Here is a 26872-nt window from a genome sequence, read left to right on the forward strand (position 1 = left end):
CATCGTAAGCCCTTGTGATCGCGTCCATGAGCCGATCCCAGACGCCCGCCTTCCGCCATCGGTTGAAGCGGTTGTAGATCGTGGTCGGCGGCCCGTAGCGCGCCGGCATGTCCGCCCACGGCGCGCCCGAGCGCAGGCACCAGAAGATGCCATTGAGAACCCGCCGGTCATCCACGCGAGGCACGCCCCGCGACTTGTTGGGAAGGTGAGGCCGGATCGCCTCCCATTCGAAATCCGTCAGATCGTAGCGGCCCATCGCAAAGCTCCCGAAAAGGAGCTTGAATCACAATCGCCACCGTCAGGGAACCCAGAGCCGTTTATGGGTTTACGGCCTAATATATGCCCATCCGCTGAAGTATATTACAGCTACGGGGCTTGCTGCCAGTGCTCCGTCGACCAACGTGGTGCGGGCTCTGTCCATGGGGGTGTCTCCACGCATTTGTAGAAAGGCTTAACAAATAATCGTTCATGACAAAATCGGGCATTCGCTGGGAATGGAGCGAGACCCTACCTTCCGTAGCGGGGTTGAATGAAACATCCGATCGCACGATGGCGATCTTTTCCGCCGCGTGAACGGCACCCATTGCCTTTCTCGTCCATCTCTGGCATAAGCCCGGCCTCGTTCAGATCGCCCGGCTCGTTACGGGCTGCCGTGGCGGTCTGCAGCGCTTTCGAGCACATGGGCCGGTGATCGGCGCCGTTCGGGGAGCGGGCTCGCGGGATTGTCCGCGAGAGGCAAAGGCTTCGTGAAGGCACCGGCAGCGGCGGACAAGGGAAGCAAAATGCCCAAGCTTAAGACGAAGTCGAGCGCCAAGAAGCGCTTCAAGATCTCCGGGACCGGCAAGGTCATCGCCGGGCAGGCCGGCAAGCGCCACGGCATGATCAAGCGGACCAACAAGTTCATCCGCAACCAGCGGGGCACCACCGTGCTCTTCGAGGGCGACGCGAAGAACGTCAAGAAGTTCTTCCTGCCCAACGGCTGAAGCCAAACGCCCCCAGTTCCAGGAGATTAGCTCATGGCCCGCGTCAAGCGTGGCGTGACCGCTCACGCCAAACACAAGAAGGTCCTCAAGGCCGCCAAGGGTTTCTACGGCCGCCGCAAGAACACGATCCGCACCGCCAAGGCGGCTGTCGATCGCGCGATGCAGTACGCCTATCGCGACCGCAAGAACAAGAAGCGCACGTTCCGCGCCCTGTGGATCCAGCGCCTCAACGCTGCGGTGCGCGAGCACGGCCTGACCTACAGCCGATTTATCGACGGCCTCGGCAAGGCCGGGATCGAGATCGACCGCAAGGTTCTGTCGGACATCGCCATCCGCGAGCCGGAGAGCTTCAAGTCGATCGTCGAGAAAGCCAAGGCTGCGCTGCCCGCAGCCTGATGCCTGTGGCGCCTGCCGGGGCAGGATCATCCGATCCCGCCCCGCGGCCGTGCCGCAGCAGCGCATCCGCCCTACCGAGGCCCTGGAAGCGATGAGCGGCGCCCTGCGCCGCTCGCCTCATCGCGGCCCGAGGGCTTGACGGTCCTTCGGCCGTTGCCGACAAGCGGTAACCACCCCGAGGGACCGATGACCGATATTCCTACTCTCGAACGCACGCTCATCGGCGCCGTCGCCGCCGCGGCGGACGAGGCCGCGCTCGAAGCCGTGCGCGTCTCCGCGCTGGGCAAGAAAGGCAGCGTTTCCGAGCTCCTGAAGACGCTCGGCGCCATGACGCCAGAAGAGCGGCGCGAAAAGGGCCCGCTCATCAACGGCCTGCGCGACCGTGTCAATGCCGCCATCGCCGAGCGCAAGGCCAAGCTCGAGGAGAAGGCACTCGCCGCGCGCCTCGCGGCCGAGCGCGTCGACGTCACGCTGCCGCTCCAGGAAGGGCCGCAGACGCGCGGGCGCATCCACCCCATCTCGCAGGTCATCGACGAACTGACGGCGATCTTCGCCGACATGGGCTTCTCCATCGCCGAGGGGCCGGACATCGAGACCGACTTCTACAACTTCACGGCGCTCAACTTCCCCGCCGGCCATCCGGCCCGGGACATGCACGACACCTTCTTCCTGCCGCCTGACGACAACGGCGAGCGCAAGGTGCTGCGCACGCACACGAGCCCGGTGCAGATCCGCACCATGCTCGGCCAGAAGCCGCCGATCCGCGTCATCATCCCGGGCCGGACCTACCGCTGCGACTCGGACCAGACGCACACGCCGATGTTCCACCAGGTGGAGGGGCTCGTCATCGACAAGTCCTCCCACATCGGCCACCTGAAGTGGATCCTCGAGGAGTTCTGCAAGGCCTTCTTCGAGGTCGACCAGGTGAAGATGCGCTTCCGCCCCTCCTTCTTCCCCTTCACCGAGCCGTCGGCGGAGGTGGACATCCAGTGCTCGCGCAAGGGCGGCGAGATCCGCTTCGGCGAGGGCGACGACTGGCTGGAGATCCTGGGATGCGGCATGGTGCACCCCAACGTGCTCCGCAACTGCGGGCTCGACCCGGACGAGTACCAGGGCTTCGCCTGGGGCATGGGAATCGACCGCATCGCGATGCTGAAATATGGCATGCCGGACCTGCGTCCCTTCTTCGAGGCGGACGTGCGCTGGCTGTCGCACTACGGCTTCCGCCCGCTCGACCTGCCGACGCTGGCCGGCGGCCTGAGCGTGTGAGGAGGGAAGACAGATGAAGTTCACCCTCTCCTGGCTCAAGGACCACCTCGATACCGACGCGACGGTCCAGGACGTCGCCGACACGCTCAACCGCATCGGCCTCGAGGTCGAGGCAGTGGAGGACAAGGCGGCGCTCTTCGCGCCCTATGTCATCGCGCATGTCGTCTCGGCCGAGCAGCATCCCAATGCCGACCGGCTCCGCGTCTGCATGGTCGACACCGGCCGCGGCGAGCCGCCGGTGCAGGTCGTCTGCGGCGCGCCCAACGCGCGCACTGGCATGAAGAGCGTCTTCGCCCCGGCCGGCACCTACATTCCCGGCAAGGGCATCACGCTGACGGTCGGCACCATCCGCGGCGTCGAGAGCCGCGGCATGCTGTGCTCGGCCTTCGAGCTCGAATTGTCGGACGACCACGAGGGCATCATCGACCTGCCCGAGGATGCGCCGGTCGGCCAGCCCTTCGCGGCCTATGCGGGCATCGACGATCCCGTGATCGAGATCGCCGTGACGCCGAACCGGGCCGACGCGCTCGGCATCGCCGGCATCGCACGCGACCTCGCCGCCGCGGGCCTCGGCCGTTTGAAGACGCCAGCGGTCACGGCCGTTCCCGGCAAAGGCCCGTGTCCGGTCTCCGTCTCGCTCGCCTTCACGGGCGAAGACGCGCACCTGTGCCCGGCCTTCGCGCTGCGCCTCGTGCGCGGCGTGAAGAACGGCCCGTCGCCCGCGTGGCTGCAGCGGCGCCTGAAGGCCATCGGCCTCAGGCCCATCAACGCCCTCGTCGACATCACCAACTACATCACCTTCGACCGCGGGCGGCCGCTGCACGTCTTCGACGCGAAGAAGGTCACGGGCAACCTCGTCGTGCGTCATGCGCGCGACGGCGAGGAGGTGCTGGCGCTCGACGGGCGCAACTATGCGCTCGACCCGTCGATAGTCATCATCGCCGACGACAAGGGCGTCGAATCGATCGGCGGCATCATGGGCGGCGAGCATTCCGGCTGCGACGAGACGACCACCGACGTGCTGATCGAATCGGCGCTGTGGGACCCGCTCAACATCGCCCAGACGGGGCGCAAGCTCGGCATCGTCTCCGACGCGCGCTACCGCTTCGAGCGCGGGGTCGATCCTGCCTTCTGCGAGCCGGGCCTCGCGCTCGCGACGCAGATGGTGCTCGACCTGTGCGGCGGCGAGGCGAGCGAGGCGACGCTCGCCGGTTCCATCCCCGATACCCGGCGGGCGCTCGCCTTCCCCTATGCGGAGGTCAAGCGCCTCACCGGCCTCGACCTGCCGGCCGAGACTATGCGCGGTACGCTCGAAGCGCTCGGCTTCCTCGTCGCCGGCACGGGCGACGTCGTCGAGGTGATGCCGCCGTCGTGGCGGGCGGATATCGAGGGCAAGGCCGACCTCGTCGAGGAGGTGATGCGCATCACCGGGCTCGACAACGTGCCGGCCGTGCCCTTCCCCCGACTCGAGGCGGCGGTCGCCAAGCCCGTGCTGACGTTGTTGCAGAAGCGCACACGCCTCGCCAAGCGCACGCTCGCCGCGCGCGGGCTCGTGGAGGCCGTCACCTGGTCCTTCATCGGCAAGGCCGAGGCGGGGCTGTTCGGCGGCGGCGATCCGCGCCTCGCGCTCGCCAACCCGATCGCACCCGAGCTGTCTGACATGCGGCCGAGCCTCGTGCCGGGCCTCGCCAGGGCGGCGCAGAAGAACGCCGACCGCGGCCATCCGGACGTCGCGCTGTTCGAGGTCGGCCAGGTCTTCGCCTCCGACGAGCCGGAAGGGCAGACGATCGTCGCCTGCGCCCTGCGCCGCGGCACGGCACGGGCGGAGGGCGTCGGCCGCCGCTGGGACGGCGAAGCGAAGCCCGTCGATGTCTTCGACGCCAAGGCCGATGCCATGGCGCTGCTCGCCGCGCTCGGCATCCCGACGGGCGGGCTGCAGATCGTGCCCGGCGGTCCGGACTGGTACCACCCGGGCCGCTCGGCGACACTGCAGTTCGGCCCGAAGGCCGTCATCGGCGCCTTCGGCGAGCTCCACCCGCGTATCTTGAAGGCGCTTGACATCAAGGGTCCGCTCGTCGCCTTCGAACTGACGCTCGATGCGCTGCCGGCGCCCAAGGCGAAGCCGACCAAGATGAAGCCGAAGCTGGCCCTGTCCGACTTCCAGCCGCTGACGCGCGACTTCGCCTTCGTCGTCGACCGCGAGGTCGCGGCGGCGGAGATCGTCAAGTCGGCCGGCGCGGCGGACCGCAACCTCGTCACCGACGTCACGGTCTTCGACGTCTACGAGGGGCCGCACGTCGGCGAGGGCAAGAAGTCCGTCGCCATCGCCGTGACGCTGCAGCCGACCGACAAGACGCTCACCGATGCTGAGATCGAGGCCGTCTCGGCGAAGATCGTCGAGCAGGTGGCGAAGAAGACCGGGGCGACGCTCAGGGGATAGGGCGGCATCATTGGCCCGCGTCTCTCGTTGTGCCGGATAGGCGCGATCGAGTCTTCGGAGCCGAGCGACCTGTCTCCCTCCTCGCCGCAAGCGGGGGGAGCGAGGTGTGGCGCTCCGGCTGTTGCGCCCTGTATAAGGGGCCGTCTCCGGAGCCGAACGTCGTGCGCCTTCTCGCCGTCCTCGCCCTCGTCTGCCTTGCCTGCGCCGCGCTGGCCCAGGGCAAGCCGCGCACGATCGCGGACTGCGAGCGGATCGACGAGCCGCTCGCCTACAACGCCTGTCTAGCCTCCTTCGGCCCCAGGCAGGGGCAGCGCAATTTCGTGCCGGCAGGAGAAGCCGCGGCGGAAAGTGCGCAGCGGGCAGCGCCGGCGCGCGGCATGAAGGGCGCCGTTTCCTCCGGCCGCCGCAAGGACGGCAAGGCCTTCGTCATCTTCGACGTGACGCCCGGCAAGCGCTGAAGTTCAGCCGTCGGCGGCGACGGCCGCCGTGCCGCTCAGCGGGTTCTCCGGGTCCCATCCGTACGTCAGGGTCTCGAAGCGCATGGAGCGCGCATCGACCATCAGCAGGCGGCCGACGAGCGGCTCGCCGAAGCCGACGATGGCGCGGATGACCTCGAGAGCCATCAGCGAGCCCATGACGCCGGCGAGCGCGCCGAGGATGCCGGCCTCCTCGCAGGTGGGCACCGTGCCGGGGGGCGGCGGGCTCGGAAAGAGACAGCGGTAGGTGGGGTTGGGCGTGCCGTCCGGGCCGCGCTCGAAGGGGCGCAGCGTCGTCAGCGACGCGTCGAAGGTGCCGAGCGCCGCCGTGACGAGCGGCTTTTTCTCGTAATAGCAGGCATCCGCCACGGCATAGCGCGTGGCGAAATTGTCGGAGCCGTCGGCAACGACGTCATAGGCCGCGACGAGGGCGCGCACATTCTCGGCATTCAAGCGCAGCGGGTGGCGCGCGACGGTGACATGAGGATTGAGCCGGGCGATGGCCGCGGCGGCGCTGTCGACCTTCGGCGTACCGACGTCCGCCGTGCCGTGGATGATCTGGCGCTGGAGGTTGGACAGGGAGACGACGTCGTCATCGACAATGCCGAGCGTGCCGACGCCGGCCGCGGCGAGATATTGCAACAGCGGCGCGCCGAGCCCGCCGGCGCCGATGGCGAGAACGCGCGCCTTCTTCAGTTTCAGTTGCCCGGGGCCGCCGACATCGCGCAGCACGATGTGGCGGGCATAGCGCTCGATCTCTTCGGGGGACAGGCTGGCAGCATTCGTCATGGCGCGACAATAGCCCCGGGCGCGGCGGGCCGGAAGGCGGCGCGGTGATGGCTGTGCATGGTGCCTGCCGGGCGGGTCGGGCGGCTCTTGGAATCCGCTGCCGAGCCGTGCCATCGTAGATGCCAAGCGGGCGCGGCCAGGAAGCCGACGCCCGCATGCCACGAAGGGGAAGCTTCCATGCGTTTCAGGACCCTCGGCCTCGCGCTCGCCGGTCTCGCCGCCAGCGCCGCAGCCGCGCTCGCGCAGGATTTCAAGCCCGCCATCGTCTATGACCTCGGCGGCAAGTTCGACAAATCCTTCAACGAAGGCGTCTATGACGGCGCCGAGAAGTTCAAGGCCGAGACCGGTGTCGCCTATCGCGATTTCGAGCCGCAAAACGACGCCCAGCGCGAGCAGGCACTGCGCCGCTTCGCGCGCGACGGCTATTCCCCCATCGTCGCCGTCGGCTTCAGCCAGGCAAGCGCGGTAGAGAAGGTGGCCGGCGAATTTCCCGACCTGAAGTTCGCCATCATCGACATGGTGGTCGAGCGGCCGAACGTGCAGTCGATCCTTTTCAAGGAGCAGGAAGGCTCCTTTCTGGTCGGCATGCTGGCGGCGATGGCCTCGAAGACCGGTAAGGTCGGCTTCGTCGGCGGCATGGACGTGCCGCTCATTCGCGCCTTCGCCTGTGGTTACGTGCAGGGTGTCAAGCACGCCAACCCGCAGGCCGAGATCTTCCAGAACATGACCGGTACGACGGGTGCGGCCTGGAACGACCCGGTGAAGGGCGGCGAACTTGCCAAGAGCCAGATCGACCGTGGCGCCGATGTCGTCTACCACGCCGCCGGCGGCACCGGCATCGGCGTGCTGCGCGCGGCGGCCGATGCCGGCAAGCTCGGCATCGGCGTCGATTCCAACCAGAACGGCCTGCACCCGGGCAAGGTGCTGACCTCGATGCTGAAGCGCGTCGACACGGCGACTTACAAGACCTTCATGGATGCCAAGGACGGAAAATGGCAGTCTGGCGTCGTGAACCTGGGGCTCGCTGAGGAGGGCGTGGCCTGGGCGCTCGACGATAACAACCGCTCCCTCATTACCCCGGAGATGAAGGAGGCGGTCGACAAGGCTGCCGAGGAGATCAAGGCCGGTACCATCAAGGTGCACGACTATCGCTCCGACAACAAATGCCCCGTCTGAGCGGCCAGGGTCGTCACGCGTGATGAGCGCAGCGGTCGAGCCTCCGGCGATCGAACTCGTCGACATCGACAAGCGCTTCGGGCCCGTGCGGGCGAACGACCGTGTCAACCTCTCGGTGGCGCGGGGCACGGTGCACGGCATCGTCGGCGAGAACGGCGCCGGCAAGTCGACGCTGATGTCGATCCTCTACGGCTTCTACGAGGCCGATGGCGGCGAGATCCGTGTCGACGGCACGCCGGCCCGCATCCGCCGCCCGGCTGATGCGATCCGCCTCGGCATCGGCATGGTCCACCAGCACTTCATGCTGGTGGACAGCCTTTCCGTTGTCGAGAACGTCATGCTCGGCGCCGAGGGCGGGGCGCTTCTCGACCGGGGCCTCGCCCGGGCGCGGGCGGAGCTTGACCGCCTCGCCGCCGACCACGGCCTTGCCGTCGACGTCGATGCGCGCGTCGGCGACCTGCCGGTCGGCCTGCAGCAGCGCGTCGAAATCCTGAAGGCGCTCTATCGCGGCGCCGATGTGCTCATCCTCGACGAACCGACAGCGGTGCTGACGCCGCCGGAGGCGAAGGCGCTCTTCGGCCTCTTGCGCACGCTGCGCGAGGCAGGCAAGACCGTGCTCCTCATCACGCACAAGCTCGAGGAGATCATGGCGGTGACCGACCGGGTCTCGGTGATGCGCCGCGGGCAGATGGTCGCCACGCTCGACACCGCCGCGACATCCCCGCCCGAACTCGCCGAACTCATGGTGGGCCGCAAGGTGCTGCTGCGGGTGGATAAGCGCCCGCTTGCCGCCGGTGAGCCGCGGCTCGCGGTGGAGAACCTCTCCGTCGTCGACGAGCGAGACTGCCTGCGCGTAGCGGAGGTGTCCTTCACCGTCCGGGCCGGCGAAATCGTCGGCATCGCCGGGGTTGCCGGCAACGGTCAGAGCGAGCTCATGGAGGCGATCGCCGGCATGCGACGGCCGACGCTCGGCACCATCGCGCTCGACGGCACGGTGCTGACGCGCGAGGCGCATACGCCGCATAACCTGCGCCGGTTGGGCCTTCTGCACGTGCCGGAGGACCGGCTGCGCACCGGGCTCGTGCCGGCCTTTCCCGCCTATGAGAGCGCCGCGCTCGGCTTCACCGATGATCCGGCCTACGGGCGCGGCCTGTTGCTGGAACGCGGCCGCATGATCGCCCACCTGGCCGACAGGATGGCGGCGTATGACGTGCGTCCGCCCGACCCGCTGCTGAAGACCTCGAAATTCTCCGGCGGCAACCAGCAGAAAATCGTGCTGGCGCGAGAGATCGAGCGGGCGCCGAAGGTGCTGATCGTCGGCCAGCCGACGCGCGGGGTCGATATCGGCGCCATCGAGTTCATCCACCGCCGGCTGATCGCGCTGCGCGACGCCGGGGTTGCCGTTCTTCTCGTTTCCGTGGAGCTCGAAGAGATCATGAGCCTCGCCGACCGGATCCTCGTCATGTGCGGCGGGCGCATCACCGGCGAGCGGCGGCCGGAGGCGACGGACGAGCGCGACCTCGGCCTCCTGATGGCGGGCGTGGAGGGGCGGGCATGAGCACGCCGATCGACCTGCCGCGCTGGGCGGACGTCATCCTCGTGCCGGCGCTCAGCGTCGCGGCGGCCTTCGCGGTCGCCGGTCTCGTCGTCGCGGGCATCGGGGAAGACCCGTTCATGGCGACGCGCCTCCTGATCGCCGGCAGCCTCGGCTCGGTCGAAGGCGTCGGCTTCACGCTCTACTACACGACGAACTTCATCTTCACCGGCCTTGCCGTGGCGCTCGCCTATCACGCCGGCCTCTTCAACATCGGCGGCGAGGGGCAGGCGACGGTCGCCGGCATCGGCGCGGCCCTCGTCTGCCTCTACGCCGATTTCCTGCCCGGTGTCCTCCTCATCCCTGCCGGCATCCTCGGCGCGGCGGCCTTCGGCGCGCTGTGGGGCTTCGTGCCCGGCTACCTGCAGGCGCGACGGGGCAGCCACATCGTCATCACGACGATCATGTTCAACTTCCTCGCCGCGACGCTCATCGTCTATCTCGTCGTCAATGTCATTGGCGAGCGGGGTGTCACGGAGACGCGCGCCTTCGCGCGCCACGCCGTCATCCCCTATGTGCACGAGGCGCTGCGGGCGCTCGGCATCGCGGCGCCAACCTCGCCGCTCAACTTCACCTTTCTCCTCGCCCTCGCCGCCGCGGCAGGCGTGTGGGCGCTCGTCTACCGCTCACGCCTCGGCTACGCCATCCGCACCGTCGGCGCCAATCCCTCCGCCGCCGTCTATGCCGGCATCTCGCCGGCGCGCATGATCATGGTGGCCATGACCCTGTCGGGCGCGCTCGCCGGCGGGCTCGCGGTCAACGAGCTCATGGGTGTGCAGCACCGGCTGCTGCTCGAATTCACCTCCGGCTACGGCTTCGTCGGCATCGCCGTGGCGCTAATGGGCCGTGCGCATCCGGCGGGCGTCATCTTCGCGGCGCTTCTCTTCGGCGTGCTCTACCAGGGCGGGGCGGAACTCGCCTTCGACATGCCGGCCATCACCCGTGACATGGTTGTCGTCATCGGCGGCGTGATCGTTCTGTTCGCCGGCGCGCTCGAGGGGCTGTTCAGGCGCCTTGCGGCGCGGCTTGTCGCACTCGGCACGGGGTTTGTGGCGGCGTGGCGCGTGCGCACGGCCGAGGAGGGGTGAGCCATGGACCTCGTCTCGCTCCTCGCCGTGCTCGATTCGGCCGTGCGGCTGTCCATACCGCTCCTGTGCGCCTGCCTCGCCGGGCTTTGGTCCGAGCGCTCGGGCGTTGTCGACATCGGGCTCGAGGGCAAGATGCTGGTCGCCGCCTTCGCGGCGGGCGCCGCCGCCCATGCGAGCGGATCGGCCATCGTGGGGCTTTTCGCCGGCCTTGCGGCGTCCGTCGCGTTCGCACTGGTGCACGGCTTCTCGGCCATCAGCCAGCGCGGCAACCAGATCGTCTCGGGCGTCGCCATCAACATGCTGGCGGCAGGCCTGACGGCAATCGTCGGCAATGCCTGGTATCACCAGGGCGGGCGCACCCCGCCGGTGGACGGGGCGGCGCGCTTCGGCGAGATCACGCTGCCGGGCGCTGAGGCGCTGTCGGGCATTCCTTTGCTCGGGCCGCTTTACCGCGAGGTCGTGTCCGGCCATTCGCTGCTTGTCTATCTCGCGATTCTTGCTGTTATCGCCACATGGTGGACGCTGGCGCGCACGCGTTTCGGCCTGCGCCTCAGAGCGGTCGGCGAGAACCCGGCCGCGGTTGACACGGCTGGCATTTCCGTCGCCGGGCTGCGCTATGCCGCGGTGGTCCTTGCCGGCCTCCTGTGCGGGCTCGGCGGCACCTATCTCGCGCTGGCGCAGGCCGCCGGCTTCCTGCCGCACATGACGGCGGGCAAGGGCTTCATTGCGCTCGCCGCTCTCATCTTCGCCAAGTGGCGAGCCTGGCCGGCGCTGGGCGCCTGCCTGCTCTTCGGTCTGCTCGACGCGGTGGCCATCCGCATCGAGGGCGTGCCGCTGCCTGTCATCGGCCGAGTGCCGGTGCAGGCCATCCAAGCGCTGCCCTATCTCATGACGGTCGTCCTGCTCGCGGGCTTCATCGGCCGGGCGGTGCCGCCGCGGGCCTCCGGCATCCCCTATGTCAAGGAGCGGTGAGATGAGTCTCCTCGACGACCTCTTCCGCGCGGCGAGCGCGGCGCGCGAGAAGGCCTATGCGCCCTATTCGCGCTTCAGCGTCGGGGCCGCGGTGGCGACCCCGGACGGGCGGATCTTCGCCGGCTGCAACGTGGAGAACGCGTCCTACCCGGTCGGTTCCTGCGCCGAAGCCGGCGCCATCGCCGCCATGATCGCGGCAGGCGGGCGGCGCATTGCAGCGGCCCTCGTGGTGGGCGAGGGCACGGCGCTCGTCACGCCCTGCGGCGCCTGCCGGCAACGCTTGCGCGAATTCGCGCGCGAGGATACGCCCGTGCATGTCTGCGGGCCGGAAGGGTTGCGGCGCAGCTTCACGCTCGGGGAACTGCTGCCCTTGTCCTTCGGGCCGGACAATTTGACGAACGACGGGTGAGGCCATGACCGGAACGGCCGAGAGCGACGTGAAGCTGCGGGACGAGGCCCTCGGCCTGCTTGCGGAGCGCGGCATCGCGGGGCCCTTCGACGCCGCGCTGGTGCTTGGCACCGGCCTCGGCAACATCGTCGAGGATGTCGAGGAGGCGCGCGAGGTGCCCTATGCCGACATTCCCGGCTTTCCGGTCAGCGGCGTCTCGGGCCATGCGGGGCGGCTCATCGCCGGCCGCGTCGAGGGGCGGCGGGTCCTCATCTACGGGGGGCGGGCGCATTACTACGAGACCGGCAATGCGGCCGTCATGCGCGCGCCGATCAATCTCCTGACCGGGCTCGGCAGCCCGCCGCTCGTGCTCACCAATGCCGCCGGCTCGCTCCGGGCGGATATCCGCCCCGGCAGCCTCGCCCTGATCACGGACCACATCAACTATTCCGGTCTCAACCCGCTCATTGGCGACACCGGCGATGGGCGCTTCGTGCCCATGACGCACGCCTATGACAAGATGCTGCGCAAGCGGATGATGCTGGCGGCGAAGACGGCCGGCATCACCCTCAATTCCGGCGTCTACATGTGGTTCTCGGGGCCCAGCTTCGAGACGCCGGCGGAGATTCGTATGGCCCGTATGGTCGGCGCCGATCTCGTCGGCATGTCGACTGTGCCCGAGGTCATCCTCGCCCGCCGCTTCGGCCTGCGCGTCGCGGCCTTGTCGGTGGTGACAAACCTGGCCGCCGGCCTCGAGGGAGCGACCCCGAGCCACGGCGAGACGAAGGACGTCGCAACCCTCGCCGCCGTGACGCTGCGGCGGCTGCTGCGGGCCTTCCTCGCGACGCGTGACGAGCGGTGAGAGGTGGCGGCTGGCGCTTGATGCCCTTCAACAGGCACTCTCTGCAAGTCCATCCTCGCATCTACTTTGCACGATGCCCTGAATAATCAATTCACCGGCGTCTCTATTCTCATATCCATCCGGCGATCGTAGATATCCGCCATCCAATTATATGAGCTGAATGCAGTGCGGCTCGCGGCCGCGGGCCCGGACCATCCGGCGCGAGCGTGGCGCGCCGCGAACATCGATCGCTTTGCCGCGATCGGGAAGGAACGACCATGATCGTGCACGGATGGAGCGCAGGCGTTCGCATGTTGCACGCGCGGCGCTACCGGCGGGCAGCCTTGGCCGCCGTGATTGCGGGGCTTGCTGCACCGGGAGCGTGGGCCACCGAGCCTGCGTGGCCCACCCTGTCCTATGACTACATCGCGCTCGACGAGGATGTCCGGGACGTGTTGACGGAGTTCGGCAACCACATGCGCATTCCGGTGAAGCTCAGCGACCGCGTGCGGGGCCGCGTGCGCGGCGGCATCATGCCCGCGGCGCCGCGGACATATCTCGACGACCTGTGCGGCCGTTTCGGGCTCTCCTGGTACTACGACGGCACGACGCTGCACATCTCGTCGAGCGACGAACAGCGGACGGAGATTATCGAATATGGCTCGGCTTCCCCGGAGGAGCTGCTGAAAGCGCTGCGCGAACTCGGGGTGGCCGACGCGCGCTATCCCGTCCGCCTCGCGCAGGGGCGGAGCGTCCTTTCGATTTCCGGACCGCCGGTCTACCGAGCCCTGGTGCGCCAGACGCTGGCGTCGCTGATGAAGGGGGGCACGCCGGAGGCACGTGTTCGGGTCTTTCGCGCCGGTGCTGAGAGTTCGTCGTGATCTTTCGATTGTTCGTGGCGCGTGTAGACAGAGTTATGCCCGTAGCGACTGTCGCCCGGCGGGGTGTCGCCGGTATGATCCTTGTAATCGATTGTATTCATTATCTTAAATTGCGGGGAAGCGAGGCAGCATGAACGAGATGCGCGGGATCGACAAACTGGAGCGGCGACAGTCCGGCGGGCTCGATCAGGAACTTATTGAAAAGATGCAGATCTTCATCGAGCAGGCAAAGAATGAGCGTCCCGGGGCGGGCGACACCGCGAATGCCGCTCCGCTCGCCATGCTTCGTTCGGCCGAGGCACCCGCCGTGCCCGGCGACGGAAGAGAGTGAGCCGACGTCGATCCGACTTCTTCTGCGCGCCATCCGGCAGCCGACGGCGCATCCGCTTTCGCCATGGAACTGGTCATGAACGCTACTTCAGCCATCAGCGGCTTTCTGGGCGACGCCGTGAAGCCGCTCGATCCAGCCGAGCCGACGCAGCCGGTGCAGGCATTTCAGTGGTCGCTGAACGAGGTGAAGACGCTTTGGGCAGCCGAACAGGCATCCTCCGACGCGGGCGACGGTCTGCCGGCTGTGGTTGGGGCGGTGCGTGACGGCATTCTGCCCTTCTTCGAGCGGCGGCGCAACGATGCGGATCTGTCCGGCGAGGTGAATACCGGCCGGGCTGAGGGGGACGCGAACGCCTTCTTCGAGAAGATCAAGGAACAGGCTGGCGAGGAGCGGCAGCATCACCTCTCGATGCAGCTCATCATTGCAGCATTCACGGGTCTGATCAGCACGCTGAAGATGCTGCTGAGGGGCTGAGCCATGCCGGTCGTGCCCGCTTCGTCGTCCCGCCCGTGCCGGCTCCGCATCGCAGCCGCCATTGCGCTCGCGCTCGCCGTCGCGGCCTGCAAGGCCGAGCTCTACGGCAATCTCGACGAGCGGCAGGCCAACGAGATCGTCGCGGCCCTGCAGCACCATGGCATCGCCGCCAGCCGGGGCGCCGACAAGGAGGGTCGCATCACCGTCTCCGTCGGCGGCCGCGATTTCGCACGCGCGTTCGATATCCTGAGGAACAATGGCCTGCCCCGTCGCGCGCATGCCACGCTGGGCGAGGTCTTCAAGCCGGAAGGGCTGGTGGCCTCGCCGCTGCAGGAGCGGGCGCGCATGACTTATGCCCTGAGCGAGGAGCTGTCGCGGTCGGTGGGCGAGATCGACGGCGTCCTGTCGGCGCGGGTGCATATCGTCCTGCCCGAATATGCCCCGCTGCAGCACGCGTCCACGCCGGCCTCCGCCTCTGTTCTCATCCGGCACAGGGCGGGCGTGCCGATGGGCGAATATGTGCCGCAGATCAAGACGCTGGTGGCCAACGGTATTGCCGGGCTCACCTATGACGGGGTATCCGTCGTGCTCGTCCCCGCGCCGGAGCGGCCGGATACGCTAGCGGAGGCAGCACCGGTCTCCTTCCTCGGCATGTGGCTGCGTCCCGACAGCCTCGGCTGGGCCCGCTTGCTGATGGGCCTCGCCGCGCTCACCATCGCGGTCCTTGCTGCCGGGCTCGGCTATGCGGTCTGGCGGAGCCGGTCCAGCGTCTACGCGTTGGGGACGACGCGGCGGGAGGCCGAGAGGCCCCCTGAGGCCGGGCAGGGGGCCGTCTTGCCGCGGGAGGCGGCGTGATGACGATGCCCGCCCCCGTCAGCGAGGATGAGAGCCGGTGGTGCGCCTTTCTGCGCCTGCCCGGCGGTTATGCCCATCCGCGGCGTTTGGCCGAGACGCTCGGCGGGGCCATGACGCCGGACCTCTGCGCCGCGCTTCAAGCGGAACCGCGCTTTGCTGCGCGGCTGACGGCATTGCTCGACACCGCCGGTCTCGTGCCGCCGGCCGGCGCCGCGCTCGACTGCGCGGACGTCGATCGGTCGATCGCCGTGCGCGGGCCGCACGAGCTCACGGCCGCCGCTCTTCGCGCCGGTGCGCTCTATTGGGCGGACGCCATCGCCAACGTGGTTCTCGCCCCGGACGTGGAAGCGCTGCGCCGGTCGCTTGACGGCGATCTCATCGCCTTCGGCCTCGCCAACCGGGCCGCCGGGGCGCAGGGCCTGCGCTTCGACGACCTCACCGGTGCGGCGGAGGTTGTGGCGCGCGACGGCTGGTACAGCTTTCTGGCATGGGTCGCGCAGCTCCCGGCAGCGGTGGCGGGGCGGCTGATGCTCAAATTCGAGGATGGGGCGATCACGCCCGGGCCGGTTCCCGATCCCTTCGGGGAAATCGGGCCAGGGCTCTATCGTCAGGCAGCAGGATGAACATGAGCAGCATGGATCGCTTATCGACCCTGGGTGGCGGCGGCCGGATCGTGCGTGGCCCGGAGGTGGACATCTGGCAGAAGGCGGCGATGACCCTCCGCAAGGCGGAGGATCTCGCGTCGTCGGAAATGAGCCGGGGATACACCGAAGGTCACGAGAAGGGCGTCCGGGACGGCCTCGCCAGCGTGAAGGAAAAGAACGCCGCGGCGGCCGAGCAGCTGGCGCAGACGGTCACGGCCGTTGATCGCTATCTCGGCTCGCTCGAGAGCGAGGTGGCCGATCTTGCCATGGGTATCGTGCGCCAGGTGCTGGGCACCTTCGAGAACGCCGATCTCGTGGCGCGGCTCGCCGGCGAGGCCCTGGCCAATTTCCGCCGGGCAAAACACCTCAAGATCACGGTGCATCCCGACGCTTGCGCCAAGGTGCGCGACGAGGTCAACGCACGCGTGGAGCGGGAAGGCCTCGCGGTCACCATCGCGGTTGCGGGCGATCCGACGATGGGCCCCACGGATTGCCGGCTCGCGAGCGAGTTCGCCATCGTTGACGCGGATCTCCAGACGCAGCTCTCGGCCCTGGCCCGTGCCCTGCCGCGACGGGAGGCGCGGGGGTGATGAGCGGCGACGCCCTCGACATCGATGCGCGTATCGCGGGCATTCTCCCGAAGCTGCGACGGCAGGCGGAGACCGTCAGCCCGCGCGTCGTCAAGGGGCGCATCCTGCGTGCCGTCGGCGTTACCATCCACGCCAGCGTCGCACAGGTGCGGCTGGGGGAGGTTTGCCGGCTTTGCGACCCCGTTTCCGGCGTCGCGGTTCTCGCCGAGGTCGTCGGCCTGCTGGAAGATGCGGCGGTGCTGACGCCGCTCGGCGACCTTTCCGGCCTCTCCAGCGCGACCGAGGTCATCCCCACTGGCAGTGAACTGCGTGTGCCCGTGGGGCCGGGGCTGCTCGGCCGCGTGCTTAGCGCGCTCGGCGAGCCGCTCGACGGCGGTGCCTGGCCGCCGCCCGGCATGGTTGGCACCTATCCCCTGCAGGCGCCGCCGCCGCCGCCGATGGCGCGTGACATCATCAAGGAACCGCTGCAGCTCGGCATCCGCTCGCTCGACGGGCTCGCGACCTGCGCGCGGGGCCAGCGCATCGGCATCTTCGGCGAACCGGGCGTCGGCAAGTCGACGCTGCTCGCCCAGATCGTCAAGGGCACTGAAGCCGACGTGGTCGTCATCGGCCTCATCGGCGAGCGCGGCCGCGAGGTGCGCGAATTCCTGGAGCGCGAGCTCGGCGAGGAGGGCCGGCGCCGGTCGGTGACGGTGGTCGCCACCTCGGACCGACCGGCCATCGAGCGTGTCAAGGCGGCCTATGTGGCGACGGCCATCGCCGAATACTTCCGCGATCAGGGTCGCAGCGTGCTGCTGCTCATGGACAGCGTCACGCGCTTCGCCCGAGCCCAGCGCGAGATCGGCCTCGCTGCGGGCGAGCCGCCGACGCGGCGCGGCTTTCCCTCGTCGCTCTTTGCGGTGCTGCCGCAACTGCTCGAGCGCAGCGGCCCGGGGCAGGGCGGTGCCATCACCGGCCTCTATACGGTTCTCATGGAAGGCGACGGCACACAGGACCCCATCGCGGAAGAGGTGCGCTCCATCCTCGACGGCCACGTCGTTCTGTCGGCGGAACTCGCCCATCGCAACCATTTCCCGGCCATCGACGTCCTGAAGAGCCGCAGCCGCCTGATGGATGCGGTGGTCACGCCGGAGCATTCCCGCCTCGCCGGCCGCGTGCGCGACCTGATGGCGCGCTACGCCGAGGTCGAGCTGCTGGTGCGGGTGGGCGAATACCAGCGCGGCAGCGATCCACGGGCCGACGAGGCCATCGACCGCATCGATGCCATCAATGCCCTCCTGCGCCAGGGGCAGGCCGAGCGGTCGACCCTCGCCGAGGTCCAGCAGCGCATGCGGACGCTCGTGCCATGACGCAGGAGCGGACGCTCATGCTGCTGCGACGCCTGCGGCAGCGCGGCCTCACGCGCGCGGAGGAAGGCATCATGCGCGCCGAACGCGGGCTGCGGGAGGCCGAGGCCGCTGTGCGCGCAGCGCAGGCGGCGGTTGAACAACACGCGGCGACGGCCCGGCAGGAGGAGAAGACGTTGCTCGGCCGCATGGCCGTGCGCCTCGCCGGTGCTTCCGACATTGCGCGCCAGCAGGCGGTGCTCGATGGGGTCGCCGCCGAGGCCCGGCGTCGCCGGGCCGGCGCTGCCGCGGCGGGCGAGGAACGGGAGGCGCAGGCGGCGACGCTTGCCGCAGCGCGGCAGGAGCTGCAGCGGCGCCGGCGCAAGCTCGCCAAGCTCGACCTGCTGCTCGACGAGCGGAAGATGCAACAGCTGCGGCGGGACGAGGCGCTCGTGGAGGCGGAGGCCGAGGATCGCGCGGTCGCACTGGCCGGGAGCAGCCATGGCACGCCGTTCCCCCGCAGCTGAAGCGCCGGCGCCGCGCAAGAGGGCCGCCCCGCGCAAGCGGCCGGTCGCCGCTGCGGCGGAGGCGGCGTCGCTGCCGTCGCCCCTGCCTTTCGTGCCGGCGGCGCTCGACGTCGAGGCCATGCACCTGTGGAACGTGGCCTATCGCCTGCGCAGGCCCTGGCAGGTGAGCCTCGCCGGCGTGCCGGCGCACGTCGTGTTCGCTCCCCGCCCGGTGCCGGTCGTGTCGGGTGTCACCGTTGATCTGACGATCGGGGGGCGGCCGGCGGCGGTCTGGGTGCCGGCAGCCTTCGCCGAGGAGGTGCTGGAGGCGCTGCCGTCGCAGTTCGATCCTGCGCGCCTGTCGCCGCAACACCTCGCCATGCTTGCCGAATTCGCCATGCTGCCCGGGCTTCGCGCGTTGGAGGACCGGCTCGGGGCCGCGATCGTGCTGGTTTCGCTGCAATCGCAAGCCCCCGATGAGACGCGGGGTCCCTGGGTCGATGTCAGGATCATCCGGAACGGACGGGAGGAGGTTCCCGCCCGGCTGCTGCTGCCGCCGGAGACGGGCGAGGAGATCATCGCCGCGCTCGGCGACGGGCCCCCGCCGGGCGGGCACGACGAACTGCCGTGTTCCGTCGCGGTCCGCATCGGCGCCACGACGCTTCCGGTGGCGGATGTCGCCTCGCTGCGGGTCGGCGATGCGGTACTTGTCGATTGCGTGGCCGGGGCCGACGCGGCCGTGGCGGTGGTCGCGGATTGTCTCGCGGCGCCGGCCGTGGTGGGGGAGGCTGGCATCCGTCTCGAGGACTTCCCGCGGCCGGCGGCCGGATCGATGCTGGAGTGGTGCATGACGACAGCGGCGCAGAATGAGGGACACGGAGCCGATGCCGAGGATACGGCGCTTGCCATGGTCCCGGTCCACCTCGTCTTCGAGCTCGGGCGGATCGATCTGCCGCTCGCCGAGGTGCAGCGGCTGGCGCCCGGCGTCACTCTGCCACTCGCTGTGCCGGTGGCCGGCGAGGTCGACATTCTCGGCAACGGCCGGCGTATCGGGCGCGGCGTGATGGTGCGGATCGGCGAAAGCATCGGCGTTCGGATCGTCAGGCTGGCCGGCCATGGGTAGCGGCGAGGTCAACCTCCTCGGTATTGCCGTCGTCTCGGTCGCCCTCGGCCTACTGCCCTTCTTCGCCGTGCTGACCACAGGCTTCCTGAAGATAGCGATCGTGCTGATGATCGTGCGCAACGCGCTGGGCGTGCAGCAGACGCCGCCCAACGTGGTGCTCTATGCAGTTGCGATTGTCCTCACGGTCTACGTGTCGGCGCCGCTCCTTGCCGCGATCCACCAGAAGCTGAGCGAGCAGGATATCGATGTCCGCTCCGTCCAGGGGCTCATGACCGTCGGCCAGGAGGTCGCCGGCCCTCTCCGGGACCACCTTGCGCGTTTTGCGACACCGCGCGAGCGGCAGTTCTTCCTGTCGGCGACGCAGCGCATCTGGCCGCAGCAGGCCCAGGCGGGCCTCAGCGAGAACGATTTCGTCATCCTGCTGCCGGCCTACATCAGCTCGGAGCTGACGCGTGCCTTTCAGATCGGCTTCCTGCTCTACCTGCCCTTTCTCGTCATCGATCTCGTGGTCTCGAACATCCTGATGGCGATGGGGATGATGATGGTCTCGCCCATGCTGATCTCGGTGCCGCTGAAACTCTTCCTGTTCGTTGCGGTCGACGGATGGTCGCGGCTGATGCACGGCCTCATCCTGAGCTACGCCTGAAAGAAGGAGGCCGCTGCCGCCATGTCGCTGCGTGCCGCCTTGCCCGGAGGTGCCCGTGGGCCAAGACTATCTCGCCACCAAGATGGTCGATACGCTCGTGACCATGCTGATCCTCTCAGGGCCACCGCTGGCGGCGGCCGTCGTCCTCGGCGTCGTCGTCGGCTTTCTGCAAGCCGTCACGCAGATCCAGGATCAGACGCTGCCGCAGGCCGTGAAGCTGGTGGTCGTCGTGGTGCTCGTCATCATCCTCGGGCCGGCGCTCTCGGCTGTGCTGCTCGCGCAGACGAACAGGATCCTCGACGAGTTTCCCTTCGTGGTACCTTAGAGCCGGTTCGGACCGGATTGCATCGCGATCCGGTCTGCAGAACGATTTCTGTCCTGAAGTTTGGAACGGGATCCGATCAGGTCGGAGCAACCTGATCGGATCCGGCTTCAGAGCATCGTCCGTCGAAGCGGATGCCGGTTCGGCGAAGACAGTGCCCGATTCCCAAGAGGCAAGCGCCCTGTCCGTTTCGCCTGGGTCGAGCCGCAGGGGGATGCCTTGACCCTCGAACTCCTGTCACAGGCGATCCACGCCATCCACGCCCAAGTTCTGACGCTCGCCCTCGTCTCGGCGCGTCTTTTGGGCGCCATGGCGATCGCGCCGGCGTTCGAACGGCTCGGCCTGACCAACACGATGCGTGGCGCCGCCGCCATCGCCTTCGCCGCGCCCATGGTCACGCTGGCGCCGTCGTCGATGTTCGAAGCCGGCCTTCCGACGTTGTTCGTCGGCGTGGGGCTCGCCCTGAAGGAGGCGATGGTCGGCTTCCTCATCGGTTTCATCTTCGGCATTCCGTTCTGGGCCGCCCAGGCCGCCGGCGACATCATGGACCTGCAGCGCGGCGCGACATCGGCCACGCTCGTCGATCCGAGTTCTGGAACGGATGCGGGCGTCACGGGCACATTCCTGACGCTTGCGGTGCTCGCGATGTTCTTCAGTGCCAACGGCGTGGACGCGATGGTCGCCGCCGTGTACCACAGCTATTTGCTGTGGCCGCTGGACCGGCTCTGGCCGCAGTTCGAGCTCTCTCACGCCGACGTCGTGCTGCGGCTGCTCAACGACGTCACCTTCCTCGGCATGCTGATGGCGGCGCCGATCATCGCCGCGATGCTGCTTGCCGACGTGGTGCTGGCTTTCGTGGCCCGGGCCGCGCCGCAGCTCAATGCCTTCAGCCTCTCGCTGGCGCTGAAGAACCTCGTCTTCATGCTGCTGATGGCGATGTACTGTGCCTTCCTCGTCACCTACATGCGCGACGGCCTCGCCTATGGCCTCAACAGCGCCCAGATGCTCGGCGAACTGGCGCCACGGCGGTGATGGTCTGGCCGATCCGGTTCCTCAGGCACCGGCGGCCTCGATCCCGGCCTCCTGTGGCGACTCCCGTGCCGCTTCCTGCGCGGCGGCCTGCAGGACGAGGAGACCATCGGGCGTGACGGTGACGGTGGCGACCGTCTGGACGAAATAATCGGGCGCGATCTCGTCATAGGCGAGCACCGGTAGCCGCAAGCCTTCCTGCAACAGTATCTGGCGCAAACCGAGGCGAATGTCGCGCTGGGCGAGGACGACCGGCGTGGGGGCGGGCACGGGATTGTGCAGGTGTTCGCGGATCCGCGCGGCGAGGAGCGCAAGCGAATCGCGCGCGCCGGTGCTGCCGAAGCCCTGCTGCAGCACCACTCGCACGAGCTCCTCGATCTCGCGCTCCAGCACATAGGCGGCGATGACGCGGTTCTCGTCCGCCCAGCGGAAGCAGATCTGACGCCGCAGCGTGCTGCGCACGAAGCCCTCGAGCGTGATGATCTCGCGGTGATACTGCGCCCATTCCACGATGGCCTCGAGGATGAGGCGCAGGTTGCGGATCGGCACCTGCTCGGCGACGAGGCCGCGCAGCAGCTCGGCCAGCGTTTGTAGTGGAATGAGCTTCTGCACCTCGCCAACGAGCTCGCCGTACTCGCCCTCGATCTGCGCCAGGAGGTTGCGCGTCTCCTGCAGCCCGAGGAAGTGCATGGCGGTGTTTCGGAGCGTCTCCTCCACCCGGTGCAGGAGAACCTCTCCGCGCTCGCGGGCCGTGAAGCCGGCGGCCTCCAGGGCCGCCCGATGCGCCTCGGGCACCCAAAGGGTCTCGGCATGATGCTGCGTCGCGCCCTCCTCCTCGAAGGGCAGGCCGGCGAGGTCGAGGTCCATCGCGCCGGCCGTGACGGCGAGGTGCCCCGCCGGCAGGGTCCCTCTTTCCTCCGGCGTGCCGTCGAGGTCGAGACTGAAGGCATCGACCGGCAGGGCGGCGTCGAAGCGCACGACGAGGTTCGGCACGCGCAGCCCGATCCGTGTCAAGAGCGTCGCGCGGATGCGGTCCATCTCGATCGTAAGGGGAGCCGGCGGGATCGCGGCGGCAAGATCCGGCCCGAGCCGCAGCACGAGGCGCGGCTCGAGCGCTCTGGTGGTCGCCTTGAGGCCATCGGCGGCCGCGGCCGTGTGCGCGGTGCCACGCAGCATGAGCCATGTGCCCCCGGCGAAAGCGGCGGCCAACACGAGGAAGACAAGAGTCGGGAATCCGGGGAGAAGGGCAAGGGCGGCGAGCACCGCGGCAACGAGCCCGAAGGCGCGCGGGTCGCGCGAGAGCTGGCCGAAGATGGCCGAGCCGACATCCTGATCCCCGTCGCCGCTGACGCGCGTCACCACCGTGCCGGCGGCCATCGACACGAGAAGGGCGGGGATCTGCGCGATGAGGCCGTCGCCGACAGTCAGCAGCGAGTACCGCAGCGCCGCCTCGCCAAGGCTCATGCCGCGCTGGAGGACGCCGATGGTCAGGCCGCCGAGCAGGTTGATGATGATGACCACGAGGCCGGCGATGGCATCGCCCTTGACGAATTTCATCGATCCGTCCATGGCGCCGTAGAACTGGCTCTCGCGCTCCAGCAGGCTGCGCCGCCGCTGTGCCTCCGGCTGGTCGATGGCACCGCTGCGCAGGTCGTTGTCGATGTTCATCTGCTTGCCGGGCATGGCGTCGAGGGTGAAGCGCGCGCCGACCTCGGCGACACGCTCGGCGCCCTTAGTGATGACGACGAACTGGGCCACGGTGATGATGAGGAAGACGATGAGGCCGACGGCCACATTGCCGCCGATGACGAAGGTGCCGAAGGCCTCCACCGTCTCGCCGGCGTCGCCCTGCAGCAGGATGAGCCGGGTGGTCGTGATGGCAAGCGCGATGCGGAACAGTACCGCCATCAGCACGATGGTCGGCAGCGAGGACAGGTCGGTCGCCCGTTTGATGTAGAAGGCGACGAGCAGGATGAGCGTGCTCGCGGCGATGTTGCAGGCGATGAGCACATCGACGAGCGCCGTGGGTAGCGGGATGATCATCATCATCACCGCGACCACCACGAGCAACGCGAAGGCGATGTCGCCCCGCTGGGAAGCGGCCAGGAGGATCTTCTTGAGGAAGCTTGCCGGCATCAGGGCGGTCCGCGTTGCTCGACGTAATCCATGAAGGCGCGGCGCGCCCGGCCCGCTTGCCCGAGCATCCAGAGCGCCCGGCTTTCGAGGAGCCTGAGGGCCGGCGGCACGGCCGGCTCCAGCTGCTTGAGGCGCTCGATCGCGGCAAGCGCGCCTTCGGGCTGGCCGGCGAGGAGCAGCGCCTGTGCGAGGCTGCGCTGCACGCCCACGTCGTCGGGCAGGAGATGCTCGGCGAGCCTTAGCAGCTCTAGCGCTCGGTCATGCTGGCCGTAGCGGCTGTAGAAATGTCCGAGGGCGCGCAGGAGGCGCGCCGCTTCATGCCGCTTCTCGTTCAGACGGCGCCCCCTATGGCGTAGAGACGGGTGAGAAGATCGCGCCGCTGGTCGCGCTCGGCCGCGAGGATGGCGGCGGTGTTGCCGGGAAGGCCCTCGAGCGAGGGCACGATCTCCGCTACGATGGCGTCGAGCAGCCCGAGGCAGGCCGGCCCGGCGACCAGGGACATGTCCTCCGGCGGCGGGCGCACATAGCTTTCGACCAGCCCCTCGGCTGTGTTCGGCAGCGGCGTGCTGACGCCAGCCCTGCTTCGCGTCGAGGATTGGCGACGGCTGACCGGGGCGAGGGGATGTGATCGGACCTCGCCCTTCACCTGGGACCGTGCGTCGCGGCCAGGGGAGGATGCAACGTCGCGGTTCGCCGGCGGCGCGGGCGCCGGCCTCGCAACGGGCTGGACGGTGTGCCGCACCTGGTCGATGTTGCTCGTGGTCATCGTCGTTCCTTCCTCCGCTCCGACGGGCACGACGCTTCAGTAGGTGAGCCTCACGACATTGCCCTCCCGAGCGAAGGTGATCGCCTCGCGATCGATGCGCTCGATGCGCCAGCCGCCTTCGACGACAGCGCCCTCGTGGTGCTTGCGCCCGTCGCCCGTCACAACATAGGGCGTGTCGCCGAACCAGACCGCACGCAGGCGCAGGCCCTGAATGGGGAAGGAATCCGACGTCGTCACCTGGGACACCAGGAGCGGATTCGGAGCATAGGTGGCGTCGAACCAGCTCCGCGTCTCGGTCCAGGCCGGCATCTTCTTCTCCGGCACCATGCCGGCGACGACGACGCGGTTACCGTCGACCGCGACCTGCAGACCGGCGAGATCGGCGGCGGCGAGGCGGGACCTCAGCTGCTCCGCGGCCTCCGCCGGCGTCGAGCGCATCGGCGGCGCGACGCCGTCAGTCCGTCCCGCGGGCTCGCCGCCGGGGCTGCGGCCCCTGTCCATCAAAACGGGCGGCAGGGCGGCTGCGAGGACCAGGGCGAGGACCATGCCCGCCAGATGGAGCGGGTTGCTGGCGGCGCGGCGGGCGAACTGCACGGCATGCGAAAGAGGTGGCATGCGGCTGTCGGTGATGCGCAGCGTCGCGCCGCCGAGACTGATCTCGGCGGGCAGGCGGACGACGCGACCGTAGCCGCCGGGCAGGAGGCCATGGCCGGCGATATCGATGTCGCCGCCGCGGGCCTCGACCTTCATCGAGCCGCGGCCGATGCGGATGGTGGCATGGTCCGGCACAATGCCCGGGTCGGCAAGGACGATGTCCGCCTCCGCCGTGGAGCCGATGCGGTAGACCTTGTCCAGAAGCTGGAACGAGGCGCCGGCATGGCAGCCGTTCACGACGGCCACGGCGGGGCCGGCCGGAGGCTGGTCGGCCATCTCCTGCGGGTTGCCGGCGTCCGCCGCGAGGCGGGTGGCGACGGCCCGCCCGGCGCCGATGACATTCGCCCGGCCGCTGGATGTGGCGGTTCGAAGCTGCATGGCCGTTCTCGAGAGACCGTCGACGTGAATGAAAAGGGCGTATCGCAATGGCGCGGTGCCGGCATGAAGTCGACACCGTATAAGTGCTGCAGACAGGCAGGCCGTCCGGTCTTACTGAACGCGGGCGCCCTGGATGGCGGCGTTCGCGCGGTCCTTGTTGTTATCGATCACTGTCTGGATCTGCTTGTCGATCATCGTGCGCTGCGCTTCCTTGAGCTGGAAGGCCATCTGGTCCTTCTGGAGCTGCCGCATCTGCGTGCTGAACTGCTCCAGTTCCGAAGCACTCGACGACGCGCTCTGGGTTGTCATAGGAGGGGCGCTTATGGTCATCAGTAAATCCTTTCAATTGTAATATATATCGTCGTGAACAGATTACGTCTCGGCGTTGAGTGAGAGCTATATATCATTCAATGCGCTCAGCCGAGCGTGTATAGCATAACATCGGATGTGTTCATATCAATAAATACATTGACTGTATTCGTGAATAATGAATTCGGAACGGTGTATTGATCGATCGGCGCGGCCGGCGGGCTCGCCCCTGCGGTGCCACGTCGCGCATCGCCGGGCTTTGCCGTCAAGCGACGGCTTGTGAAACAAGGGTGCCACGCAATGGCCGATTCTTCCGAAGAAAAGGAACTCCCCGCCTCCGACAAGAAGCTTCAGGATGCACGCAAGAAGGGCCAGGTGGCAAAGGCCGGCGATATCGTATCGGCTGCCATCGTGGCGGGAATCGTGCTGCTCGTGGGTTGGCTCTGGCACGGCTGGGGCGAGCGGCTGCTGGCGCTGACGGATGCCATGGTACGGGCCACGACCGCGCCGACCGACCTCTTGCCGGCGCTTATCGAGGCAGGAGCCGCCTGGATCGCGCTGGTGCTGCCGGTGCTGGCAGTCTCCCTCATTCTGGCCCTGGCGGCGGGCATGGCCGCGACGGGCGGGCCGCTCTTTGCCATGGAAGCGATCAAGCCGAAGCCCGAGACCTTCAGTCCCGCCAGTGCGCTGAAGCGCATCTTCGGAATGCGGGCATGGATCGAGATCGGCAAGAGCCTCGTCAAGGTGATTGTGCTTGCGGCCGCCTTCGTCTCCGTCGTCCGGCTGTGGCTCTCGCCGCTGATGGAGATACCGGCCTGCGGCCTTGCCTGTTTCGGCCCGATGCTTGTCGCGATGCTGAAGGCGACGGCCTATGTCGCGGTGGGTGTGTTCGCCGCCGTCGGCATCGCCGACATCCTCCTGCAGCGCCGCCTTTTCCTGCACGAGATGCGCATGACCAAGACGGAGATGAAGCAGGAGCGCAAGAACCAGGAGGGCGATCCGCACATGCAGGCCGAGCGGCGGCGCCTGCGGCAGGAGCAGGCGCGCATGCCGGTGCGGCTCGGCCTCGCCGCCACGTCGCTGGTGGTCACCGACGGCAAGCATCTCATCGGCCTCAGATACACGCCGGAGGAGGGGATCCCGTCCGTCGTCTTCAAGGCCCAGGGCGCGCGGGTCGCCCAGGCCCTCGAGGAGGCGCAGCAGCGCGGCCTGCGCATCGAGGCCGATGCCGAAGCCGATGTCGTCGCGGGCCTCGCCACCCATGGCCTCGGCGAGCCGCTGCGGGAAAACCTCTTCCGCCCCGTCGCCATGATGCTCGTCCGCGCCGGCGCGCTATGACCGATGATTCCGCGGCCCCGCCTGTGGATGACTGGGTTTATTGTGGACGACCGGCGCGGTGACAGCATCTGCAAGCTGCCCGCCGGGTGCCGCCATGACCCGCGCCCGCATCTGTATGCCAATTGCGCACGGTTGTCGGGCCAGTCCCGGCGC

General features: G+C 68.6%; 31 protein-coding genes. 24 read left to right on the plus strand and 7 right to left on the minus strand.

The features are described from left to right. Nucleotides 1–256 (minus strand): transposase (locus tag P2T65_RS14185; protein ID WP_276198947.1); only part of this gene is annotated, 256 nt, incomplete at its 3' end. A gap of 526 nt (nucleotides 257–782) precedes the next feature. Between P2T65_RS14185 and rpmI the strand changes: the two genes are divergently transcribed. The 5 genes from rpmI to P2T65_RS14210 all read left to right on the plus strand — a co-directional run bounded on the left by rpmI (nucleotide 783) and on the right by P2T65_RS14210 (nucleotide 5546). Continuing rightward, nucleotides 783–983, plus strand: coding sequence for a 50S ribosomal protein L35 (gene rpmI, locus P2T65_RS14190; protein ID WP_276200038.1), 201 nt, complete (start codon nucleotides 783–785; stop codon nucleotides 981–983). Nucleotides 984–1016: 33 nt separating this feature from the next. Next, complete coding sequence (gene rplT / locus P2T65_RS14195; protein WP_019403890.1) at nucleotides 1017–1379, plus strand: 50S ribosomal protein L20; 363 nt, start codon at nucleotides 1017–1019, stop codon at nucleotides 1377–1379. A 186-nt stretch (nucleotides 1380–1565) separates the two neighbouring features. Next, a complete protein-coding gene (gene pheS / locus P2T65_RS14200; RefSeq protein WP_071924323.1) occupies nucleotides 1566–2648 on the plus strand; it encodes a phenylalanine--tRNA ligase subunit alpha in 1083 nt (360 codons plus the stop codon). A gap of 13 nt (nucleotides 2649–2661) precedes the next feature. Then, the gene (gene pheT, locus P2T65_RS14205; RefSeq protein ID WP_276200039.1) at nucleotides 2662–5088 is read left to right on the plus strand and encodes a phenylalanine--tRNA ligase subunit beta; all 2427 of its coding nucleotides are present in this window, start codon (nucleotides 2662–2664) and stop codon (nucleotides 5086–5088) included. A gap of 161 nt (nucleotides 5089–5249) precedes the next feature. Further along, the gene (locus P2T65_RS14210; protein ID WP_055460106.1) at nucleotides 5250–5546 is read left to right on the plus strand and encodes a hypothetical protein; all 297 of its coding nucleotides are present in this window, start codon (nucleotides 5250–5252) and stop codon (nucleotides 5544–5546) included. Between the two features lie 3 nt (nucleotides 5547–5549). Here P2T65_RS14210 and moeB read toward each other — a convergent pair whose 3' ends face one another. Next, on the minus strand, nucleotides 5550–6353 hold the full coding sequence (gene moeB / locus P2T65_RS14215) for a molybdopterin-synthase adenylyltransferase MoeB (RefSeq protein ID WP_055460107.1): 804 nt from the start codon (nucleotides 6351–6353) through the stop codon (nucleotides 5550–5552). Between the two features lie 177 nt (nucleotides 6354–6530). On the opposite strand from moeB, the gene P2T65_RS14220 reads away from it, so the two are divergent. The 18 genes from P2T65_RS14220 (at nucleotide 6531) to sctT (ending at nucleotide 21141) form a co-directional block, all read left to right on the plus strand. Next, the gene (locus P2T65_RS14220) at nucleotides 6531–7529 is read left to right on the plus strand and encodes a BMP family ABC transporter substrate-binding protein (RefSeq protein WP_055460108.1); all 999 of its coding nucleotides are present in this window, start codon (nucleotides 6531–6533) and stop codon (nucleotides 7527–7529) included. Between the two features lie 22 nt (nucleotides 7530–7551). After that, nucleotides 7552–9087, plus strand: coding sequence for an ABC transporter ATP-binding protein (locus tag P2T65_RS14225; RefSeq protein ID WP_276200040.1), 1536 nt, complete (start codon nucleotides 7552–7554; stop codon nucleotides 9085–9087). Beyond that, nucleotides 9084–10211 (plus strand): ABC transporter permease, encoded by a 1128-nt coding sequence (locus tag P2T65_RS14230; protein ID WP_276200041.1) that lies wholly within the window; start codon nucleotides 9084–9086, stop codon nucleotides 10209–10211. Before P2T65_RS14225 ends, P2T65_RS14230 begins: the two co-directional genes overlap by 4 nt. Before the next feature lie 3 nt (nucleotides 10212–10214). Continuing rightward, nucleotides 10215–11183: an ABC transporter permease gene (locus tag P2T65_RS14235; protein WP_276200042.1), complete on the plus strand. Its 969-nt coding sequence runs from the start codon at nucleotides 10215–10217 to the stop codon at nucleotides 11181–11183. A gap of 1 nt (nucleotide 11184) precedes the next feature. Continuing rightward, nucleotides 11185–11592 (plus strand): cytidine deaminase, encoded by a 408-nt coding sequence (locus P2T65_RS14240; RefSeq protein WP_063189742.1) that lies wholly within the window; start codon nucleotides 11185–11187, stop codon nucleotides 11590–11592. Between the two features lie 4 nt (nucleotides 11593–11596). Next, entirely contained in the window at nucleotides 11597–12433 is an 837-nt protein-coding gene (locus P2T65_RS14245; protein ID WP_276200043.1) for a purine-nucleoside phosphorylase, read from the plus strand. A 257-nt stretch (nucleotides 12434–12690) separates the two neighbouring features. Further along, a complete protein-coding gene (locus P2T65_RS14250) occupies nucleotides 12691–13293 on the plus strand; it encodes a type III secretion protein (protein ID WP_276200044.1) in 603 nt (200 codons plus the stop codon). A gap of 130 nt (nucleotides 13294–13423) precedes the next feature. Further along, a complete protein-coding gene (locus P2T65_RS14255) occupies nucleotides 13424–13624 on the plus strand; it encodes a hypothetical protein (protein ID WP_063189746.1) in 201 nt (66 codons plus the stop codon). Nucleotides 13625–13687: 63 nt separating this feature from the next. Continuing rightward, on the plus strand, nucleotides 13688–14098 hold the full coding sequence (locus P2T65_RS14260) for a hypothetical protein (protein WP_071924318.1): 411 nt from the start codon (nucleotides 13688–13690) through the stop codon (nucleotides 14096–14098). Between the two features lie 3 nt (nucleotides 14099–14101). Beyond that, the gene (gene sctJ, locus P2T65_RS14265) at nucleotides 14102–14953 is read left to right on the plus strand and encodes a type III secretion inner membrane ring lipoprotein SctJ (RefSeq protein WP_276200045.1); all 852 of its coding nucleotides are present in this window, start codon (nucleotides 14102–14104) and stop codon (nucleotides 14951–14953) included. Continuing rightward, on the plus strand, nucleotides 14953–15576 hold the full coding sequence (locus P2T65_RS14270) for a hypothetical protein (protein ID WP_055460118.1): 624 nt from the start codon (nucleotides 14953–14955) through the stop codon (nucleotides 15574–15576). Before sctJ ends, P2T65_RS14270 begins: the two co-directional genes overlap by 1 nt. Nucleotides 15577–15587: 11 nt before the next feature. Then, nucleotides 15588–16187: a FliH/SctL family protein gene (locus P2T65_RS14275; protein ID WP_157672344.1), complete on the plus strand. Its 600-nt coding sequence runs from the start codon at nucleotides 15588–15590 to the stop codon at nucleotides 16185–16187. Then, nucleotides 16187–17536 carry a type III secretion system ATPase SctN gene (sctN, locus tag P2T65_RS14280; RefSeq protein ID WP_063189756.1) on the plus strand — a complete coding sequence of 450 codons (1350 nt, stop codon included), beginning with the start codon at nucleotides 16187–16189 and terminating at the stop codon, nucleotides 17534–17536. Before P2T65_RS14275 ends, sctN begins: the two co-directional genes overlap by 1 nt. Next, nucleotides 17533–18039, plus strand: coding sequence for a hypothetical protein (locus tag P2T65_RS14285; protein ID WP_055460121.1), 507 nt, complete (start codon nucleotides 17533–17535; stop codon nucleotides 18037–18039). The genes sctN and P2T65_RS14285 overlap by 4 nt, the downstream gene beginning before the upstream one ends. After that, nucleotides 18014–19141, plus strand: coding sequence for a type III secretion system cytoplasmic ring protein SctQ (gene sctQ, locus P2T65_RS14290; RefSeq protein WP_276200046.1), 1128 nt, complete (start codon nucleotides 18014–18016; stop codon nucleotides 19139–19141). The genes P2T65_RS14285 and sctQ overlap by 26 nt, the downstream gene beginning before the upstream one ends. Then, entirely contained in the window at nucleotides 19134–19787 is a 654-nt protein-coding gene (gene sctR, locus P2T65_RS14295) for a type III secretion system export apparatus subunit SctR (protein WP_055460123.1), read from the plus strand. The genes sctQ and sctR overlap by 8 nt, the downstream gene beginning before the upstream one ends. Before the next feature lie 55 nt (nucleotides 19788–19842). Continuing rightward, complete coding sequence (locus tag P2T65_RS14300; RefSeq protein ID WP_071924311.1) at nucleotides 19843–20112, plus strand: flagellar biosynthetic protein FliQ; 270 nt, start codon at nucleotides 19843–19845, stop codon at nucleotides 20110–20112. Nucleotides 20113–20328: 216 nt separating this feature from the next. Continuing rightward, the gene (gene sctT / locus P2T65_RS14305; protein WP_276200047.1) at nucleotides 20329–21141 is read left to right on the plus strand and encodes a type III secretion system export apparatus subunit SctT; all 813 of its coding nucleotides are present in this window, start codon (nucleotides 20329–20331) and stop codon (nucleotides 21139–21141) included. 21 nt (nucleotides 21142–21162) lie between these two features. Here the strand turns inward: sctT and sctV are convergent, their stop codons facing one another. The 5 genes from sctV to P2T65_RS14330 form a co-directional block, all read right to left on the minus strand. Further along, on the minus strand, nucleotides 21163–23274 hold the full coding sequence (gene sctV, locus P2T65_RS14310) for a type III secretion system export apparatus subunit SctV (RefSeq protein ID WP_276200048.1): 2112 nt from the start codon (nucleotides 23272–23274) through the stop codon (nucleotides 21163–21165). Then, nucleotides 23274–23477: a hypothetical protein gene (locus P2T65_RS14315; RefSeq protein ID WP_276200049.1), complete on the minus strand. Its 204-nt coding sequence runs from the start codon at nucleotides 23475–23477 to the stop codon at nucleotides 23274–23276. Before P2T65_RS14315 ends, sctV begins: the two co-directional genes overlap by 1 nt. 128 nt (nucleotides 23478–23605) lie before the next feature. Beyond that, nucleotides 23606–24040 carry a hypothetical protein gene (locus P2T65_RS14320; RefSeq protein ID WP_276200050.1) on the minus strand — a complete coding sequence of 145 codons (435 nt, stop codon included), beginning with the start codon at nucleotides 24038–24040 and terminating at the stop codon, nucleotides 23606–23608. 36 nt (nucleotides 24041–24076) lie between these two features. Then, nucleotides 24077–25072 carry an FHA domain-containing protein gene (locus tag P2T65_RS14325; RefSeq protein ID WP_055460128.1) on the minus strand — a complete coding sequence of 332 codons (996 nt, stop codon included), beginning with the start codon at nucleotides 25070–25072 and terminating at the stop codon, nucleotides 24077–24079. A 111-nt stretch (nucleotides 25073–25183) separates the two neighbouring features. Beyond that, complete coding sequence (locus P2T65_RS14330; protein WP_019403585.1) at nucleotides 25184–25402, minus strand: hypothetical protein; 219 nt, start codon at nucleotides 25400–25402, stop codon at nucleotides 25184–25186. A gap of 279 nt (nucleotides 25403–25681) precedes the next feature. On the opposite strand from P2T65_RS14330, the gene P2T65_RS14335 reads away from it, so the two are divergent. Beyond that, entirely contained in the window at nucleotides 25682–26719 is a 1038-nt protein-coding gene (locus tag P2T65_RS14335) for an EscU/YscU/HrcU family type III secretion system export apparatus switch protein (protein WP_055460130.1), read from the plus strand. The last annotated feature ends 153 nt before the right edge of the window (nucleotides 26720–26872 follow it).

Source organism: Chelatococcus sp. XZ-Ab1 (assembly GCF_029309855.1).
Taxonomy (GTDB): domain Bacteria; phylum Pseudomonadota; class Alphaproteobacteria; order Rhizobiales; family Beijerinckiaceae; genus Chelatococcus_A; species Chelatococcus_A sambhunathii.